Genomic DNA, 16,660 nt, shown 5'->3' with positions numbered 1-16,660 from the left:
ACCCCTTTATTATAACTTATTTAAAGCTTAACATATACTAATTATATATAATTTACTCTGTTATCGATTCATTTCAATTTTTTTCAATAAATCGTAGATATTTTGAAAAGTTTTTTCATATACTTCAAAAGAACATCCAAATGGGTCTTCTATATGCCCCTCAATACCTGCATACTCATTTATCGTGTACACATTTGAATATTGACCGTATTGAGACTTAATTAAATCTTTATGTGAAGGAGACATTGTGAGAATTAAATCTGCTTCTAAATCTTCCAAAGTAAATTGTTGAGCATTTGAAGGCTTAGGTAGATGATGGCTATGAATCAATTGTAATGATTCTTTAGAGATTTTTTGTCCTTCCATAGCAAATAAACCACGTGATTGAATGTCATCGTTTGGCAACAATTTCTTAGCAATACTTTCAGCTAACGGACTTCTACACGTATTACCTGTACAAACAAATATTAATTTCATAATTCGTCACCTTCTATCACTTCATTACCTGCTGCTTTCAACATTCTATTCATAATCGCTTCAGACTGATCCTTTTTTTCAAAACTATAAATATAAGCGTGTTTAATATCATTAGAGCTATCTATAGAGTGCAATACACTATATAAATTATGGTTTGCCCCTTTAATATCTTGCTCATCATCACATAGTGGAATAAATTGAGCATTCTCAGGCAATAAATATTTCATACTAATAGGAAAAATAAATACTACATCATTCCATTTTTCATTATTATCAATTTTGTGAGTTAAATTTTCAACAATTGTTAGTGGCGTATCTGGCGAATAATGTTTATATTTCATCCCAGGAGCAATAGGTTTGTCCTTTTCAAAATAATTAGCCTTTTGAATACTCCCCGGTAAAACTTGTTCTATCATTGAAGTGGTTATAGAACCTGGGCGTGCTATTCTAAAAGGATATTGAGTACAATCTAACACTGTACTCTCAAGACCTTCTTCACTTTGATCTCCATTAACAATTCCGTCCACTTTTCCGTTTAAATCCTGAAAAACATGATCAAACTTTGTAGGTGAAGGTCTACCACTTAAATTGGCACTTGGTGCAGCTATAGGTTCGTCAATATATTGAAGTAACGCCCGCCCTATTTTATGACTTGGCATACGAACTGCAATAGAGTTTAATCCACCTGTCACTTTTTCACATAAATAACCTGTTTTAAGAGGTAAAATAAATGAAATTGGTCCAGGCCAAAAGGCATCCATTAATTTTGAAACACGTTCATCAATTCCATCTACAAACTCTTCAAGTTGCTCCCTTTGATGTATATGAACGATTAAAGGATTATCAGAAGGACGTCCTTTAGCTTCATATATTTTTCTTACCGCATGTTCATTTCTTGCGTTCGCACCAAGCCCATAAACTGTCTCTGTAGGAATCGCTACTAATCCACCATTTAATAATGTCTCTTTAATCTCGTTTAACTTAGGATATTTAACTACATTCTCTTCATATTTTCTAAGATCCCATATTTGAGTATTCACCATTTTCACCTCTTTCTTATCTATATTATGAATTTAAAAAGAGTGGAACTCAATTCAGTTCATTATTGTTGAAGTTGAAGTTCCACCCATTCATTTTTAATTATGTTTAAAACTTAATCCGCATATAAAGATACATTTAATTTCACAAAAAAACGCATTATAATCTCATAAATTCTTTACCATTTGAATGACACGATGCGTTCATTACCATTAATATCTCTAATAACTTTGACTAACTTGTTAGGATACATAGAATTAATTAATGCTTTTAGTTGGTTGCCTTGATTATATCCAATTTCAAACACGACATGTCCTTGTTCTTTCATTACTTGTGGTAAATCTTTTAAAATACCCTCATAGATGGCGTAGCCTTCATTTTCAGCAAACAGAGCATGGTGAGGCTCATATTTAAGTACAGTATCATCCATATCTCTTGCTTCACCTTCATCAATATAAGGTGGATTAGAAATTAATCCGTCAACTTTAATATTATTATCAATTAGAGGTTTCAATGCGTCTCCTTGTAGAAATTGAATTTCTTGCTGATGTAATGTTGCATTATTGCGTGCAACATTCAGTGTATCTTCATATAAATCTGTAGCGAGAACGTTTAAATCTGGCTTAAGCAACTTAAGTGTAATAGCAATCGCACCGCTTCCTGTACCAATATCGGCAACTGTATCTTGATGATGACATTGATTTAGAAAATGAAGCATCACTTCTTCAGTTTCAGGACGAGGGATTAGACAATTATTATCTACCTCGAAGGTATAGCCGTAAAAAGATTGAAAGCCTACGATATATTGAATAGGTTCACCACTCAACATTCTATGTAGAGCTAGGTCAAATTTTGCTAAATCAGCTTGTGACATCTGTTCTTCACGATGGATAAGATAGTCTGTTCGTGACCATTTAAAAAGGTCCAACAGTAGCCATTCTGCCCTAGTCTGCTCATACCCTTTATCTAATGTTAATTGAATAGCCTCTTGAAGTTTATCTTTATAGTTCACCATTATTAAGTTCTTTCAATTTCTCAGTTTGTTCAGATAGAGTAAGTGCGTCTATGATTTCATCTAAATTACCTTCCATAATCTGACCAAGTTTTTGTAGCGTTAAGCCAATTCTATGATCAGTCACACGACTTTGTGGATAGTTATATGTTCTGATACGTTCTGAACGGTCACCTGTACCTACAGCAGATTTTCTTTGTGACGCATATTTTTGTTGTTCTTCTTGTAACTTCATATCGTATAAACGTGCTTTTAAGACTTTCATCGCTTTCTCACGGTTTTGAATTTGTGATTTTTCTGATGACGTTGCAATAACACCAGTAGGTAAGTGGGTAATACGCACTGCTGAGTCAGTTGTGTTAACGTGTTGACCACCCGCACCACTTGAACGGTACGTGTCAATTTTTAGATCTTCGTTACGAATTTCAATCTCAACATCTTCTACTTCTGGCAATACAGCTACTGTTGCCGTAGAAGTATGTATACGGCCACCTGATTCAGTTTCTGGTACACGTTGAACTCGGTGAGCACCGTTTTCAAATTTTAATTTACTATAGGCTCCACTACCTGATACTGAAAAACTAATTTCCTTATAACCACCATGGTCACTTTCAGAAGCTTCAACAATTTCAGTTTTAAAACCATATGCTTCGGCATATTTAGAATACATTCTCATCAAGTCCCCAGCAAATATGGCCGCTTCGTCACCACCTGCAGCTGCTCGGATTTCAACGATAACGTCTTTTTCATCATTTGGGTCTTTAGGAATTAATAAGATTTTAAGTTCTTCTTCCATTTCAGGTAATTCAGCTTTTAAAGACGCACTTTCTTCTTTAAGCATATCCACTTCTTCTTTATCTGAAGTTTCTTTTAACATTTCTTCAATATCTTCAAGTTCTTCTTTTTTAGATTTATAACTACGATAAACTTCAACAGTTTTTTGTAAATCAGCTTGTTCTTTTGAATATTTTCTAAGTTTATCTGAATCATTCACGACATCAGGGTCGCTTAACATCTCATTTAATTGTTCATATCGTTCCTCTACTATATCTAATTGATCAAACACTACATTTCCTCCTTCTCATTTTCACTTGGAGCCACAATATGATGTGCTCTACAACGTGGTTCGTAACTTTCATTCGCACCAACTAATATAATTGGGTCATCTATTTTAGCTGGCTCTCCATTGATTAATCTTTGTGTACGGCTAGAAGGTGACCCACAAACAGCACAAACTGCCTGTAATTTAGTCACTTGTTCACTAACAGCTAATAATTTCGGCATAGGTTCAAAAGGTTCTCCCCTAAAATCCATATCTAAACCTGCAACAACAACTCTGTGACCATTTTTAGCCAGTTGTTCTACAATATTTACTATTTCACCATCAAAAAACTGCACTTCATCTATTCCGATAACGTCTACATTGTCTAAATCTTGGTTTAAAATTTCTCTTGACGTAGAAATATTTATCGCTTCAATTTCATTACCATCGTGTGAGACGACCTTTTCTTTATGGTAACGATCATCAATAGCTGGCTTAAAAACAATGACTTTCTGTTTCGCGTAAATCCCTCGTCTTAAACGACGAATCAACTCTTCTGATTTACCACTAAACATACTTCCAGTAATTGTTTCAATCCATCCGGAATGGTACATTTCATACATTGAGAGTTCCACCTTTTTCAAAACATAATCGCTTAATTATATCATATTTTATGAGTAGTTAAATGCATTTTCAAAGTATTATTCTAAATTAAACGACGATACTCTCATTTTACAAACAAATTGAGTAAAAACAAAATCTACTCACATAATAAAGGGTTAAAAAATAAAAAAACTGTCTACATTCCCTATATGGATACGTAGACAGTTGAAATTCAAATTTAGTTGTTGTTTGATTTGAAACCAAACTTTTTGTTGAAGCGTTCCACACGACCATCCGCAGCAGCGAATTTTTGACGGCCAGTATAGAATGGATGTGAATCAGATGATACGTCTAAACGAATAACTGGGTATTCATTTCCATCTTCCCATTCCATAGTTTCTGAAGATGTTTTAGTAGAACCACTTAAGAATTTAAAGTTTGTAGTAGTATCTAAAAAGATAACTTTGTGGTATTCAGGATGAATTCCTTGTTTCATTTCTTTCAGCTCCTTTGCCCTGAACCATCTGGAACAGAGTTATTTGTGAGTTTTTTACCCAATACTGTGTAATTATAATAGTTATCAAATCAAAACGCAACCCTTTATCAAAGATAACTTAGATAATTGGTTTACCTGTCTTTGTACTTTCTTCTGCTGACTTTTGTAATTGTGAAAAGAAGTCTTTATTATTTTTAGAGCGTTTTAACTTGCGAATAAAACGTTCAGTAAAGTCTGTAGAGTCTGTGAACAAGTTACGTAATTGCCATAATGAGTCAAGTTCAGCTTTCGTAATAAGTAATTCTTCTTTACGTGTTGAACTACGACCAATGTCAATTGCTGGGAAGATACGGCGTTCTGATAATTTACGATCAAGGTGTAATTCCATATTACCTGTACCTTTAAATTCCTCGTAAATCATATCATCCATTCTTGAACCAGTTTCAACAAGTGCAGTAGCTAATATGGTTAAACTACCACCTGCTTCAATGTTCCTTGCTGCACCGAAAAATGCTTTAGGTTTATGCAGTGAAGCAGGGTCTAAACCACCAGATAGCGTACGTCCACTCGGTGGGATTACAAGGTTATAAGCACGTGCTAAACGTGTAATAGAATCCATTAAGATGATAACATCTTCACCTATTTCAACTAATCTTTTAGCACGTTCTAATAATAATTCTGCTACTTTGACATGATGTTCTGGCGGTTCATCAAAAGTGGAGTGCACTACTTCCGCAGATTCAACTGAACGTTCAATATCAGTTACCTCTTCAGGTCGTTCACCTACTAGTAAAATAAAAAGTTGAGCTTCAGGTTTATTTGTAGCAATCGCATTAGCAATCTCTTTTAATAAACTTGTTTTACCTGCTTTAGGTGGCGCTACAATTAAACCACGTTGCCCTAAACCAATCGGCGTCACTAAATCCATAATTCGAGTTGAATAATTAGTCGGAAGCGTTTCTAATAAAATTCTTTCTTCCGGATAGAGCGGCGTTAACGCTTGGAAATGAGGGCGTTTTTTAACTTCTTCTGCATTTTGATCATTCACAAAATCGACTTGAAGTAACCCATAATATTTTTCATTATCTTTCGGTTTACGTACTTTACCAGTTACTTTGTCTCCACGTTTGATCTCAAAACGTCGGATTTGACTTGCAGAAATATATATATCCTTTTCACCTTTAGAATAGTTAACGGTTCTAAGGAAACCATACCCATCCTGTTGAATATCATCAAGGATACCTTCCATGTAGTAGTTGCCATCTTTCTCCATTTGAGCTTCCATGATAGCTAAAACTAATTCTTTCTTATTTAATTTACTATAATTTGTTAATTTTAAAGATTTGGCTTTTTGAGTGAGCTCTTTAGTAGTGTTGTTTTTGTATAATTCGTGGAAAGATTCATACTGAGGAGATGTTCGTTCTCTTTCAGGCATAGACTTGCACCCATTTCATTATTTTTTATATTGCGAGACTTTGACATATAAATATTAAATATAGACGTTAAATGAAATTTTTAAATTTTAAGATGTGCGAGTAAAATTTAAGAATTTCAGTAAGCCTTATCGTCTTTATTTTATATTCAAATGTGTCATGACCTTCTAATTACTAGAATAACTATAGCAAATTTTCAATTTAATTACAAAATGAATTTAGAAAATATAACAATAAAAACAAAACACGGAACTAATATAGTTCCGTGCATCGTTTAATTGCAAGTTTTAATTAATTTGTTCAATTATTTAAAATAACCAGCAATTGATTTAACTTCTAAGAATTCTTCTATACCATAGTCGCCCCATTCACGACCTAAACCTGATTGTTTATAACCTCCGAATGGTAAGTCAGGTTTTCTGCCAGCTTCATTGATTTCAATAGTTCCTGCCTCAACTGAACATGCTACTTTACGTAAAGTCTCTTGATCTTTACCAATAACGTAGCCAGCAAGACCATATTTAGTATCATTAGCAATTTCAATTGCTTCATCTAAATCATTATAAGTGATCACTGACATAACTGGACCGAAGATTTCTTCTTGAGCAATTGTCATATGGTTATCTACATTGATGAAAATAGTTGGACGTGCGAAATAACCTTTATCAAGGCTTTCTGGTTTACCAGGGCCACCGTAGAATAATTCAGCACCTTCATTTACGCCTTTATCAATATAGTCTTGAACTTGATCGAATTGTTTTTTGCTGATAATTGGTCCGACCTGTGTACCATCTTCACGAGGATCTCCTACTTTAACTTGGCTAAATTCTTCTTTAACTGCTGTTAAGAAATCTTCTTTAATGCTTTCAGGTATAAGTACACGTGTACCTGCAGTACATACTTGGCCAGTGTTATTAACAACTTTGCCAGTTGTAGCTTTAGCTGCTTCCTTGATATCAGCATCGTCAAGAACGATATAAGGAGATTTTCCTCCTAATTCAAGAGACACTTTTTTGAAGTCTTTTGCAGCTTTTTCCATGATTTTAGATCCTGTTGGGCCAGAACCAGTAAATGACATCATTCTCACTTTAGGGTGTTCACTTAATGGATTTCCTACACCTTCACCATCGCCATTAACTAAATTGAATACACCTTTAGGTACGCCAACTTTATCAAAGATTTCTGCTAAGATAATAGCTGCAAATGGTGTTTCTTCAGAAGGTTTAAGAACTACTGGACTACCTGCAGCAAATGCAGCAGCTAATTTTAATGATGTTTGATTAGTAGGGAAATTCCAAGGTGTAACTAATCCTGAGACACCAATAGCTTCTTTAACTACTAAATCATCTCCACGTTGCTCTTCAAATTCAAAATTATCTAAAGCATCTCTTGCTGCCGTAAAGTGATTTAGTCCCATTTGATAGTGAACATTTTCAGAAACAGATAATGGAGAACCTAATTCATCTGTAATCGCTTGTATAATATCGTCTTTTCTATTTTCATATTCTTTTACAATTTTATCTAACAAGTTTCTACGTTCTTCAACTGAACTATGACGAAATTCTAAATAAACTTTGTCTGCCGCTTCAACAGCTTTGTTAACATCTTCTTCATTTCCGTTAGCTACAGATCCCATCACTTCTTCAGTTGCAGGATTGATTACGTCAATTGTTTCGCCACTCGCACTATCAACCCATTCGCCATTAATATATTGTTTAGTGAAATTTCTCATATTAAATCTTCACTCCTTAGAAAAGTTATATGTGTATTCTATCCTTTAAAGCGTTACTTTAAACATATGCAACACCAAAATGAATTACGCTCAATTCATTTTATATTGGAAATTATAAAGCATCATTTTGCATCTACATAAAAAACTGTTTATAAAGTTTTTTACTTTATAAACAGTTCATCATGTCTTATTTATTTTGAAGAATTTGCTTCTAACTCAACGTATTTTTGTGCCCAAGCTTCCATAGGCTTTAATGCTTCGGCTAAAGCTTGTCCTTTATCAGTCAATTGATAAACAATTTCTAATGGGCTAGATGAAATAATTTGCTTCTCTACTAGTTTCCATTCTCCTAGGTCGGTTAATTTTAAGCTCAAAGCTCTAGGAGTAATCGTCTTTAGATCTCTTTTCATATCGGAAAAGTGAGCTGATTGACTTTCACATCTTGATAAATAATTAATAATTAGCCCATTCCAACTACGACCAACAATTTTGAAGGTTTCTTCAAGATATGGACAGATTTCCATTTGCCTCACCTCACATTTAATATGCTTATAATTGTAGGCATTTCTCTATTGTCTTCCAATTATTAATATAAATATTATACCATAAAACCTTAAATTTCTTCAGTCCAAATATCTGCTCCAAGTGATTTTAAATGTTCAACAATATTTGTATAACCTCTGTATATATGTTTTACATTGAATATTGTTGTTACACCTTCAGCGATTAATCCCGCAGTAATTAAACATGCACCGGCACGTAAATCACTTGCATATACTTCTGTTCCTTCCAGACGCGAAGGTTTAATAGTTGCTGTACCTTCATCAGCATAAATATTTGCGCCCATACGTTGTAGTTCATCAACGTGTTTAAATCTAGCTGGATAAATTGTATCTGTAACAAATGATGGCCCATTAGTCATAAATAATAATGGTGTAATAGGTTGTTGAAGATCCGTAGCAAAGCCAGGATAAACTAAAGTTTTGATATCAACATTTTTATATGGTGATTGTTTACGAATAATTGCTTTCTCATCATCTATTTGGATATCAACACCAAGCTCTCTCAATTTAACAGTTAACGCTTCTACATGCTTAGGTACAATATTATTTAATACAACTTCTTCACCCATAGCAGCAGCCATACACATATAAGAACCAGCTTCAATTCTATCAGGAATAATTTGATATTCTGAACCGTGCAACTCTTCCACGCCATTAATTTTGATGGTAGTTGTTCCTGCGCCTTTAATCTTAGCTCCCATACTCATTAAAAAGTTAGCGACATCTACAACTTCAGGTTCTTTAGCTGCATTTTCAATGACAGTCTGACCTTTAGCATGTACAGCAGCAAGCATAATATTTATTGTAGCACCAACACTAACCATATCTAAAAAGATATTTGCACCTTTTAATTCTTTAGCTTCAATTTTCATAGAAGTATCGCTTGATTCATCAATTTCTGCCCCTAATGCTTTGAAACCTTTTATATGTTGATCAATAGGACGTGGTCCTAATGGACATCCACCTGGTAGCCCAATGACACATTTTTTAAAACGTCCTAGCATCGCTCCCATCATATAATAAGATGCACGCAATGATTCAACCTTATTATTAGGTAACGGCGCATTTTCAATTTCAGTTGTATCTACATCCAATTCTTTGCCTTTTAAAGTCGTGTTAATATTTAAATCTTCTAACAAACTTACTAAAGTTTTTACATCAGAGATTTGGGGAAGACCTTCCAACTTTACATGTCCTTGAGCTAATAAAGTTGCGGGGATTATAGCTACTGCACTATTTTTCGCTCCACTAATTTCTACTTCTCCTTTTAGTGTTTGTCCACCTCTTATTTTTATTACCTCTTGAACCATATGATTTATCTCCTTTGTTTCCTTCGTTTTAAAATTTCACATTATTAGCATTATAAAATAATTTTACTTTGTTTGTAAAATAGTTCAAATCTAATCAATGTTAAGTTATTTTAGCAACTTTACACATAAATAGTGTCAAAGTTTCTCGCTAAATAATAATACTCTAATAATTAATATTAGACTATTACCTCATATACAACTTCTTAATCGTTAAATTTTTGTTTATTTATGATTTATATATCTTTTATTTTTATGTAACATCTGATTAATTTGAGGAAATTCATTTAAATGAATTTCATTCTGATTCAAGTATAGCATAAATAAGACTATTGAAACCTTTGTTCAATGGGCTCAGACTGTAGACAAACCCTTTCACTCATTGTCATTTCATTCATGCCTAGCTCATTTACTAGTGGTAAACTCCCGTCGTTATGCATTTTAAAACCTTGATTAAAAGGGAATTCTATCAGTATTCATCTTCTAAAATATTCCATAAAAAAGACCATTGAAACCTTTGTTCAATGGTCTATGATAATGATTTATCAAATTATTTAGCTCGGTTAGAAGTTCCGAATTCTCTAATTTTACCTTTTACTGTTTCTTTAATTGCTTCACGAGCTGGTCCTAAATATTTACGAGGATCGTAAACATTTTTATCGTTATTTAATACATCACGAACAGCTTTAGCTGAAGCAATTTGGTTTTCAGTATTTACATTGATTTTAGCAGTACCATAAGGAATTGCTTTTTGAATGTCTTTAGTTGGGATACCAGTTCCACCATGTAATACTAATGGTAATCCAGTAGAAGCACCAATTTCTTCCATTTCTTTAAATCCTAATTTTGGTTCACCTTTGTAAGGACCATGAACTGAACCTAATGCAGGTGCTAAAGTATCAATGCCAGTCTTTTCAACTAATTCTTGGCATTCTTTAGGATCAGCGTAGATAACGCCGTCAGCTACTACGTCGTCTTCTTGTCCGCCTACCGTACCTAATTCAGCTTCTACAGAAACGCCTCTTTCATGTGCATATTCAACTACTTTAGAAGTAATTTCAATATTTTCTTCGAATGGACTATGTGAAGCGTCAATCATTACTGAAGTGAATCCAGCATCAATCGCTTCTTTACATTTTTCGAAACTTGAACCATGGTCTAAGTGAATTGCAACTGGAATTGTAATGTTTAAATCGTGAATTAAACCTTCAACCATTTTTACTACAGTGTAGAAACCACTCATATAACGAGCAGCACCTTCAGATACACCTAAAATAACTGGTGCATTCTCTTCTTGTGAAGCTTCTAAAATAGCTTGTGTAAACTCAAGGTTATTTAAGTTGTATTGACCAACTGCATAACCGTTTTCTTTCGCATCAATTAACATTTCTTTCATTGAAACTAAAGGCATGAAAGTTCCTCCTTGAGTGCATAAGTGCACGTATTTTTCAAAAATCATTATATCAAAAATACATAGTTAATGCATTCGAATACTTTATATAATATTAATAATTTTCACAATCCTTAGATTTTAAACTGTTGCAACCGCATTCATTTTAACAATCAGTCAAATATTGCATTACTATAATGTATTATTTAAAATGTTTTATTGAAAAGAATGGAGGAAAATCATGTCAAAAATTCTAAATACACAATTGACTGGTATCTTTAATAGGCTTGAAAAGCAAGCATTAGATATACAAATGGCAGCACAATGTTTAATACAAGCTATTGGCGGTGAGGGTTATGTTTATGTTAAAGGATATGAAGATTTAAAATTTTATGAAGCTTTTGTATTGAATAGTAATGAAAAGCTCGAATCAAGCCGTTCACTAGATGACTTAAAATCTATGAGTGAAATTGATTCTACAGATAGAGTGTTTTTATTCTCACCTTTTTACAATGAGGATGTAGAGCAAGACGTTCAACGTTTAATTGAATTAGATGTCGATTTTGTATTAGTTTGTAACAATCCAAAACGTGATGATTTTCCAGAACATTTAATGCATTACGTTAACCTTTCAACACCTAGACCTATTGTTTATACTGAAGATTACGATAAGATTGTTCAACCTCATGCGATGGCATTTAATTATGTATATTATGAAATTTACACTCAAATGATAGAGATGACACGAGATTTAAATCTATAACTTAAGTTTCTACATTTGCGCAAACTATATAATCAGGTATCAAACTTATCGCTATTCATATTAAATTTTCATAAATTTATACACTTCATTATTTTAAACATTAACTCAAGTTACACTAAAAAAATTGAGATTGCTATAAAAAAATTAGCAATCTCTTTTTTTATATTTTAAAAGTAGTTTATTTGTAAAAGTAGCCTCTTACGAATGTGAAAGCACACGACACAATATACAGATAAAAAAACAGTAAAAAGATTGTTATCAATCTTCTTACTGCTTTAGTTTTAATACTTATTTATCTAAATTTTTATATATAATCAATTAATGATTATTGTTGTTGATATTTAAGTGAAGCTTCAATAAATGATTTAAATATTGGTTGAGGACGGTTTGGTCTTGATAAGAATTCAGGGTGGAATTGACATGCAATGAAGAAGTCATTTTCCGGAATTTCAACAATCTCTACTAAACGTCCATCAGGGCTTGTACCTGAGAATACCATTCCATTATCTTCTAATTGCTCTCTAAATTCATTGTTAAATTCATAACGATGACGATGACGTTCTTCGATGTCATTTTCAGAATAAATAGATTCTGCAAGTGTACCTTCTTTAATATGACAAGGGTATAAACCAAGTCGAAGTGTACCACCTAAATCTTCAATATCTTTCTGTTCAGGTAATAAATCAATTATTGGGTATGGTGTACTTGGATCTAACTCAGCTGAATGTGCGCCCTCCAAACCTAAAACATTACGTGCATATTCAACTGTAGCTAGTTGCATACCTAAACAAATTCCAAAGAAAGGAATGTTGTTTTCACGGGCGTATTTAATTGCTGAAATTTTACCTTCACTTGCACGGAAACCGAAACCACCTGGAACTAAGATACCATCAACGTCAGATAAATAACTTTCAACGTTATTATCAGTCACTTCGCTTGAATCTATCCATTTAACAACAACATCTTTCTTGAATGGATAGCCGGCGTGTTTTAATGATTCAACAACTGATAAATATGCGTCTTGTAAGCTAACATATTTACCAACTAATCCTATTGTAATCTTACCATCAAGATGATTTACCGTATCTAATAAGTGCTCCCACTCATCAAGTTGAGTTTCATACTTAGCGTTTAATTGTAGACGTTTAATGACGATATCGTCCATATCTTGGTCACTTAATTGAAGTGGAATTTCATAAAGTGATTCAGCATCGCGACATTCAATCACGCTTTCTTTGTTTATATCACAGAATAATGCAATTTTGTCTTTTAAATCTTGAGTCATTTCGTATTCTGTTCTAACAACAATTAAATCAGGTTGAATTCCTAATCCACGTAATTCTTTTACACTGTGTTGAGTTGGTTTCGTCTTCATTTCACCTGCTGCTTTAATGTAAGGTAATAAAGTACAATGTACATACATTACATTATCGCGGCCTAAATCACTTCTTATTTGACGAATTGCCTCTAAGAATGGAAGTGATTCAATATCACCTGTCGTACCACCTATTTCTGTAATAACAACGTCAGCGTTTGTACTTTCTCCAGCTAATAATAATCTTTCTTTAATTTCATTTGTAATATGTGGGATAACTTGTACTGTGCCACCTAAGTAATCACCACGACGTTCTTTCTTTAATACATGAGAGTAAACTTTACCTGCAGTCACATTTGAATATTTATTTAAATTAATATCGATAAAACGCTCATAGTGACCTAAGTCTAAGTCTGTTTCTGCGCCATCATCAGTTACAAATACCTCACCATGTTGATATGGACTCATTGTACCTGGATCCACATTTAAATATGGATCAAATTTTTGAATTGTAACTTTAAGACCTCTATCCTTAAGCAATCTTCCTAGAGAAGCGGCCGTAATCCCTTTTCCTAATGATGACACTACTCCGCCTGTTACAAAAATAAATTTTGTCATTGTCTGACCTCCTGTATAATTTAGGGTTGCTACCTCGTTGTTATTATATTAATTAAAATTGTGAGTAACATGACGACCATGATATGACATGTTTATAGATTTTAAATTACTCTACAATTCTGTTCACTTTAAAATATTTAGTTATTTAAAAATAAAAAAACGCTCCCTCTCACAACAATTGTAAGGGGGAGCGTATCTAGTTAATACACGTGTCCTAATTAAATGAGCCCGAATAAAATTCTATCATCTTTTAATTAAAAATAAAAGTCCCACTTTAAAGTTCAGAAAATAAGAATTAGTCGTTGAAGTCTTCCTCATCTTCAAATTCTTCTTCTTCCTCTTCAGCAATATCATCATCGTCATCTTCTTCAATCACGATATCTGAATCATTGATTTCTTCTTCTACTTCTTCGTCTTCTGGATCATTTAAAGTTTCTTGATCATCAGTTTCAGCAGGAATATCATCGTCCTCATCAATATCATCTTCACCTAATAATTTAAGGTTTTGATCTTCTTCATCATCGTCATCAAGAATATCAAATTTTTGAATTGTAGGTGCAATCTTTTCTTCAATATCGTCTACAGAGTACCAATCGCGAAGCCCCCATTGATTTTCGCCGACATTTAAGAAACGACCATCTGTATTAAGATCAGTATAGAATTGAACAACACGATTCTCAATATCATCGTACTCATAACCACCCAGAGATTTGAACTCGTCGATAATATCGTATAAATTCATTGTTGTTTGTTTATCATTTAATAAAGTGTAAGCCATATCGATAAATGACTTCTCATCAACCATTTCTTTTGTGTAATCTTGAATTTTCATTAAAATACTTCCTTTCAAAGGATTTTTCTCTTATTTAAACGTCAAATTTTCATTAATTAATAGTAACAAAAATAAATTATAAATGACAACTACTGATTTAGCAATCACTACTCGTAGTTCAATTGATGTAAACTTTCAGTTGATAGACTAGTAGTTGATATACTTCTCAAATAGAACATAGTCTTCAGCTTCTTCAATAACCACAAAATTACTATTATCACATAAAGGTTTTAATTCATTATTCTCTCCATATAACGTTATAGCCAAAACCTTGATATCATCAAAATGTTTACGAATATAAGTTGGCAATTGTCTTAGAGCACTTTCCGCTATACCTTCGTTACGATGCTCTTTATTAACTTCTATTGCTGAAATTCTCATTCTATCTTCAATCTGTTCAATAGCAATAAATCCAACTTTTTCATTATCTTTAAGTAAATTAATTACATGAATATTAGCCTCATTTGAAGTTTCGCTTTCAACTAAGCGAAGTGAAGAAACATGTTTAGAATCTAAGTCTAAATAATAGAGTCGTTCTTTACCAATAGGGCCTTCCTCTTTAGTAGCAGTGTGCATAAAGCCAGCGCGTTCATAAACGTTCCACGCTCCTTTATTTTCAGCATCAACTACTAGATACAAATGATTAAAATCTGGGAATAATTCTTGCACATATTGAGGTAAGAACATCATCATCTTCGTTCCATAACCATGACCTTGATATTTCTCATTTACTGATAGAGATCGAACATAAACGACATTTTCAGGTGTATCATAGCCTTCATGTTGATAATATTGATGTAAGACAAAGAATCCCACCACTTGTCCCTCTTGATTCATTGCAATATTGGCTACTCTGTTTTCATCATTTAAAGCATCATCCAAAACTGTTTTAGGTAATGAGGAATAAATCTGCTGTCTCTCACTTAATTTAAATTCATTCACTGCTTCACGATACTTTTCTTCAAACACTTGGACTGTAATACCTTCAAATTCTTTTTTGATAAACATTTATTTAATCCCCTATTTGTTAATTACAACTTCTATTATATATGAAATAAATATTGATTACTATTTAGCTCAATTTTCTTTTTGAAAATTTATCTTACAATAGCATTACCCTATTAAGTAATTAAACAACCTTAAATATAAATTTATTTAAATAATGCTTGTTTTTCAGAGATTTTAATATACTATAGTGAGTGACATATTTTTAATGTGGAGTGAGAGTCAAATGAAGGTAGGTATTGATGCCGGAGGTACATTAATAAAGATAGTTCAAGAACAAGGTAATGAACGCTTTTATCGAACAGAACTTACAACAAATATTGATAAAGTCATTGACTGGCTAAATAATGAAGACATTGAGTCGCTTAACTTAACTGGTGGTAATGCTGGCGTCATTGCTGAGCATATCAAAATTTCAGCCCAAAGCTATGTTGAATTTGATGCATCGTCCAGAGGATTGCGTATATTGTTGGAAGAACAAGGTCATCATATTGATACTTACATATTTGCTAATGTTGGTACAGGGACTTCATTGCACTATTTTGATGGTCAGGATCAACAACGTGTGGGTGGTGTAGGCACCGGTGGCGGTATGATTCAAGGGTTAGGTTACTTGTTATCAAATATTACTGACTATACAGAGCTTACTAATTTAGCACAAAAAGGCGACCGGGATTCTATTGATTTAAAAGTCAAACATATATACAAAGACAGCGAACCACCTATTTCAGGAGATTTAACTGCTGCAAACTTTGGGAATGTGTTACATCACCTAGATAACAATTTCTCATCCGCAGATAAGCTTTCATCAGTGATTGGTGTAGTTGGTGAAGTCATTACAACAATGGCTATTACCTTAGCGCGTGAGTATCAAACCGAAAATGTAGTATATATAGGTTCATCATTTAATAATAATAATTTACTACGTGAAGTAATTGAAAATTATACAGTATTGAGAGGTTTTAAACCTTATTATATTGAGAATGGTGCATTTTCAGGTGCACTAGGTGCTTTACATTTGTAAATAATAAAAC

Annotated in this window: 16 protein-coding genes; 2 read left to right on the top strand and 14 right to left on the bottom strand. The window is 33.1% G+C overall.

Going from position 1 to position 16,660, the window contains the following annotated elements:
- Positions 1 to 60: 60 nt before the first annotated feature.
- The 11 genes from HMPREF2706_RS00530 to fdaB form a co-directional block, all read right to left on the bottom strand.
- Positions 61 to 477 carry a low molecular weight protein arginine phosphatase gene (locus tag HMPREF2706_RS00530; protein WP_002435769.1) on the bottom strand — a complete coding sequence of 139 codons (417 nt, stop codon included), beginning with the start codon at positions 475 to 477 and terminating at the stop codon, positions 61 to 63.
- Complete coding sequence (locus HMPREF2706_RS00525) at positions 474 to 1,517, bottom strand: L-threonylcarbamoyladenylate synthase (protein ID WP_002435873.1); 1,044 nt, start codon at positions 1,515 to 1,517, stop codon at positions 474 to 476. The genes HMPREF2706_RS00530 and HMPREF2706_RS00525 overlap by 4 nt, the downstream gene beginning before the upstream one ends.
- 176 nt (positions 1,518 to 1,693) lie before the next feature.
- The gene (gene prmC, locus HMPREF2706_RS00520; protein ID WP_049427271.1) at positions 1,694 to 2,530 is read right to left on the bottom strand and encodes a peptide chain release factor N(5)-glutamine methyltransferase; all 837 of its coding nucleotides are present in this window, start codon (positions 2,528 to 2,530) and stop codon (positions 1,694 to 1,696) included.
- Positions 2,517 to 3,593, bottom strand: coding sequence for a peptide chain release factor 1 (prfA, locus tag HMPREF2706_RS00515; protein WP_002435511.1), 1,077 nt, complete (start codon positions 3,591 to 3,593; stop codon positions 2,517 to 2,519). Before prfA ends, prmC begins: the two co-directional genes overlap by 14 nt.
- Positions 3,593 to 4,192, bottom strand: a complete 600-nt coding sequence (locus tag HMPREF2706_RS00510) for a thymidine kinase (protein WP_049427269.1) — start codon at positions 4,190 to 4,192, stop codon at positions 3,593 to 3,595. The genes prfA and HMPREF2706_RS00510 overlap by 1 nt, the downstream gene beginning before the upstream one ends.
- A 218-nt stretch (positions 4,193 to 4,410) precedes the next feature.
- The gene (locus HMPREF2706_RS00505; RefSeq protein WP_002435494.1) at positions 4,411 to 4,668 is read right to left on the bottom strand and encodes a type B 50S ribosomal protein L31; all 258 of its coding nucleotides are present in this window, start codon (positions 4,666 to 4,668) and stop codon (positions 4,411 to 4,413) included.
- A gap of 118 nt (positions 4,669 to 4,786) precedes the next feature.
- Entirely contained in the window at positions 4,787 to 6,103 is a 1,317-nt protein-coding gene (gene rho, locus HMPREF2706_RS00500) for a transcription termination factor Rho (protein ID WP_049427267.1), read from the bottom strand.
- Between the two features lie 302 nt (positions 6,104 to 6,405).
- Positions 6,406 to 7,833: an aldehyde dehydrogenase family protein gene (locus HMPREF2706_RS00495; RefSeq protein ID WP_070862098.1), complete on the bottom strand. Its 1,428-nt coding sequence runs from the start codon at positions 7,831 to 7,833 to the stop codon at positions 6,406 to 6,408.
- 191 nt (positions 7,834 to 8,024) lie between these two features.
- Entirely contained in the window at positions 8,025 to 8,357 is a 333-nt protein-coding gene (locus tag HMPREF2706_RS00490) for a winged helix-turn-helix transcriptional regulator (RefSeq protein ID WP_002435794.1), read from the bottom strand.
- A gap of 89 nt (positions 8,358 to 8,446) precedes the next feature.
- Positions 8,447 to 9,706: a UDP-N-acetylglucosamine 1-carboxyvinyltransferase gene (locus HMPREF2706_RS00485; protein ID WP_049427265.1), complete on the bottom strand. Its 1,260-nt coding sequence runs from the start codon at positions 9,704 to 9,706 to the stop codon at positions 8,447 to 8,449.
- A gap of 547 nt (positions 9,707 to 10,253) precedes the next feature.
- The gene (fdaB, locus tag HMPREF2706_RS00480; protein ID WP_049427263.1) at positions 10,254 to 11,114 is read right to left on the bottom strand and encodes a class IIb fructose-bisphosphate aldolase FdaB; all 861 of its coding nucleotides are present in this window, start codon (positions 11,112 to 11,114) and stop codon (positions 10,254 to 10,256) included.
- Between the two features lie 220 nt (positions 11,115 to 11,334).
- On the opposite strand from fdaB, the gene HMPREF2706_RS00475 reads away from it, so the two are divergent.
- Positions 11,335 to 11,856: a DUF2529 domain-containing protein gene (locus tag HMPREF2706_RS00475; protein ID WP_002435809.1), complete on the top strand. Its 522-nt coding sequence runs from the start codon at positions 11,335 to 11,337 to the stop codon at positions 11,854 to 11,856.
- 325 nt (positions 11,857 to 12,181) lie between these two features.
- Here HMPREF2706_RS00475 and HMPREF2706_RS00470 read toward each other — a convergent pair whose 3' ends face one another.
- The 3 genes from HMPREF2706_RS00470 to HMPREF2706_RS00460 form a co-directional block, all read right to left on the bottom strand.
- On the bottom strand, positions 12,182 to 13,789 hold the full coding sequence (locus HMPREF2706_RS00470) for a CTP synthase (protein WP_049427260.1): 1,608 nt from the start codon (positions 13,787 to 13,789) through the stop codon (positions 12,182 to 12,184).
- Between the two features lie 295 nt (positions 13,790 to 14,084).
- Positions 14,085 to 14,621 carry a DNA-directed RNA polymerase subunit delta gene (gene rpoE, locus HMPREF2706_RS00465; RefSeq protein WP_002435872.1) on the bottom strand — a complete coding sequence of 179 codons (537 nt, stop codon included), beginning with the start codon at positions 14,619 to 14,621 and terminating at the stop codon, positions 14,085 to 14,087.
- Positions 14,622 to 14,768: 147 nt separating this feature from the next.
- A complete protein-coding gene (locus HMPREF2706_RS00460) occupies positions 14,769 to 15,629 on the bottom strand; it encodes a GNAT family N-acetyltransferase (protein WP_023351346.1) in 861 nt (286 codons plus the stop codon).
- A gap of 223 nt (positions 15,630 to 15,852) precedes the next feature.
- On the opposite strand from HMPREF2706_RS00460, the gene coaW reads away from it, so the two are divergent.
- Positions 15,853 to 16,650, top strand: coding sequence for a type II pantothenate kinase (coaW, locus tag HMPREF2706_RS00455; RefSeq protein WP_049427259.1), 798 nt, complete (start codon positions 15,853 to 15,855; stop codon positions 16,648 to 16,650).
- Positions 16,651 to 16,660: the final 10 nt, after the last annotated feature.

The sequence above is a fragment of the Staphylococcus sp. HMSC067F07 genome (assembly GCF_001837405.1).
In the GTDB taxonomy this organism is placed as follows: Bacteria; Bacillota; Bacilli; order Staphylococcales; family Staphylococcaceae; genus Staphylococcus; species Staphylococcus capitis.
Note: the sequence above shows the minus strand (reverse complement) of the source record. Positions and strands in the feature narration are given on the sequence as shown.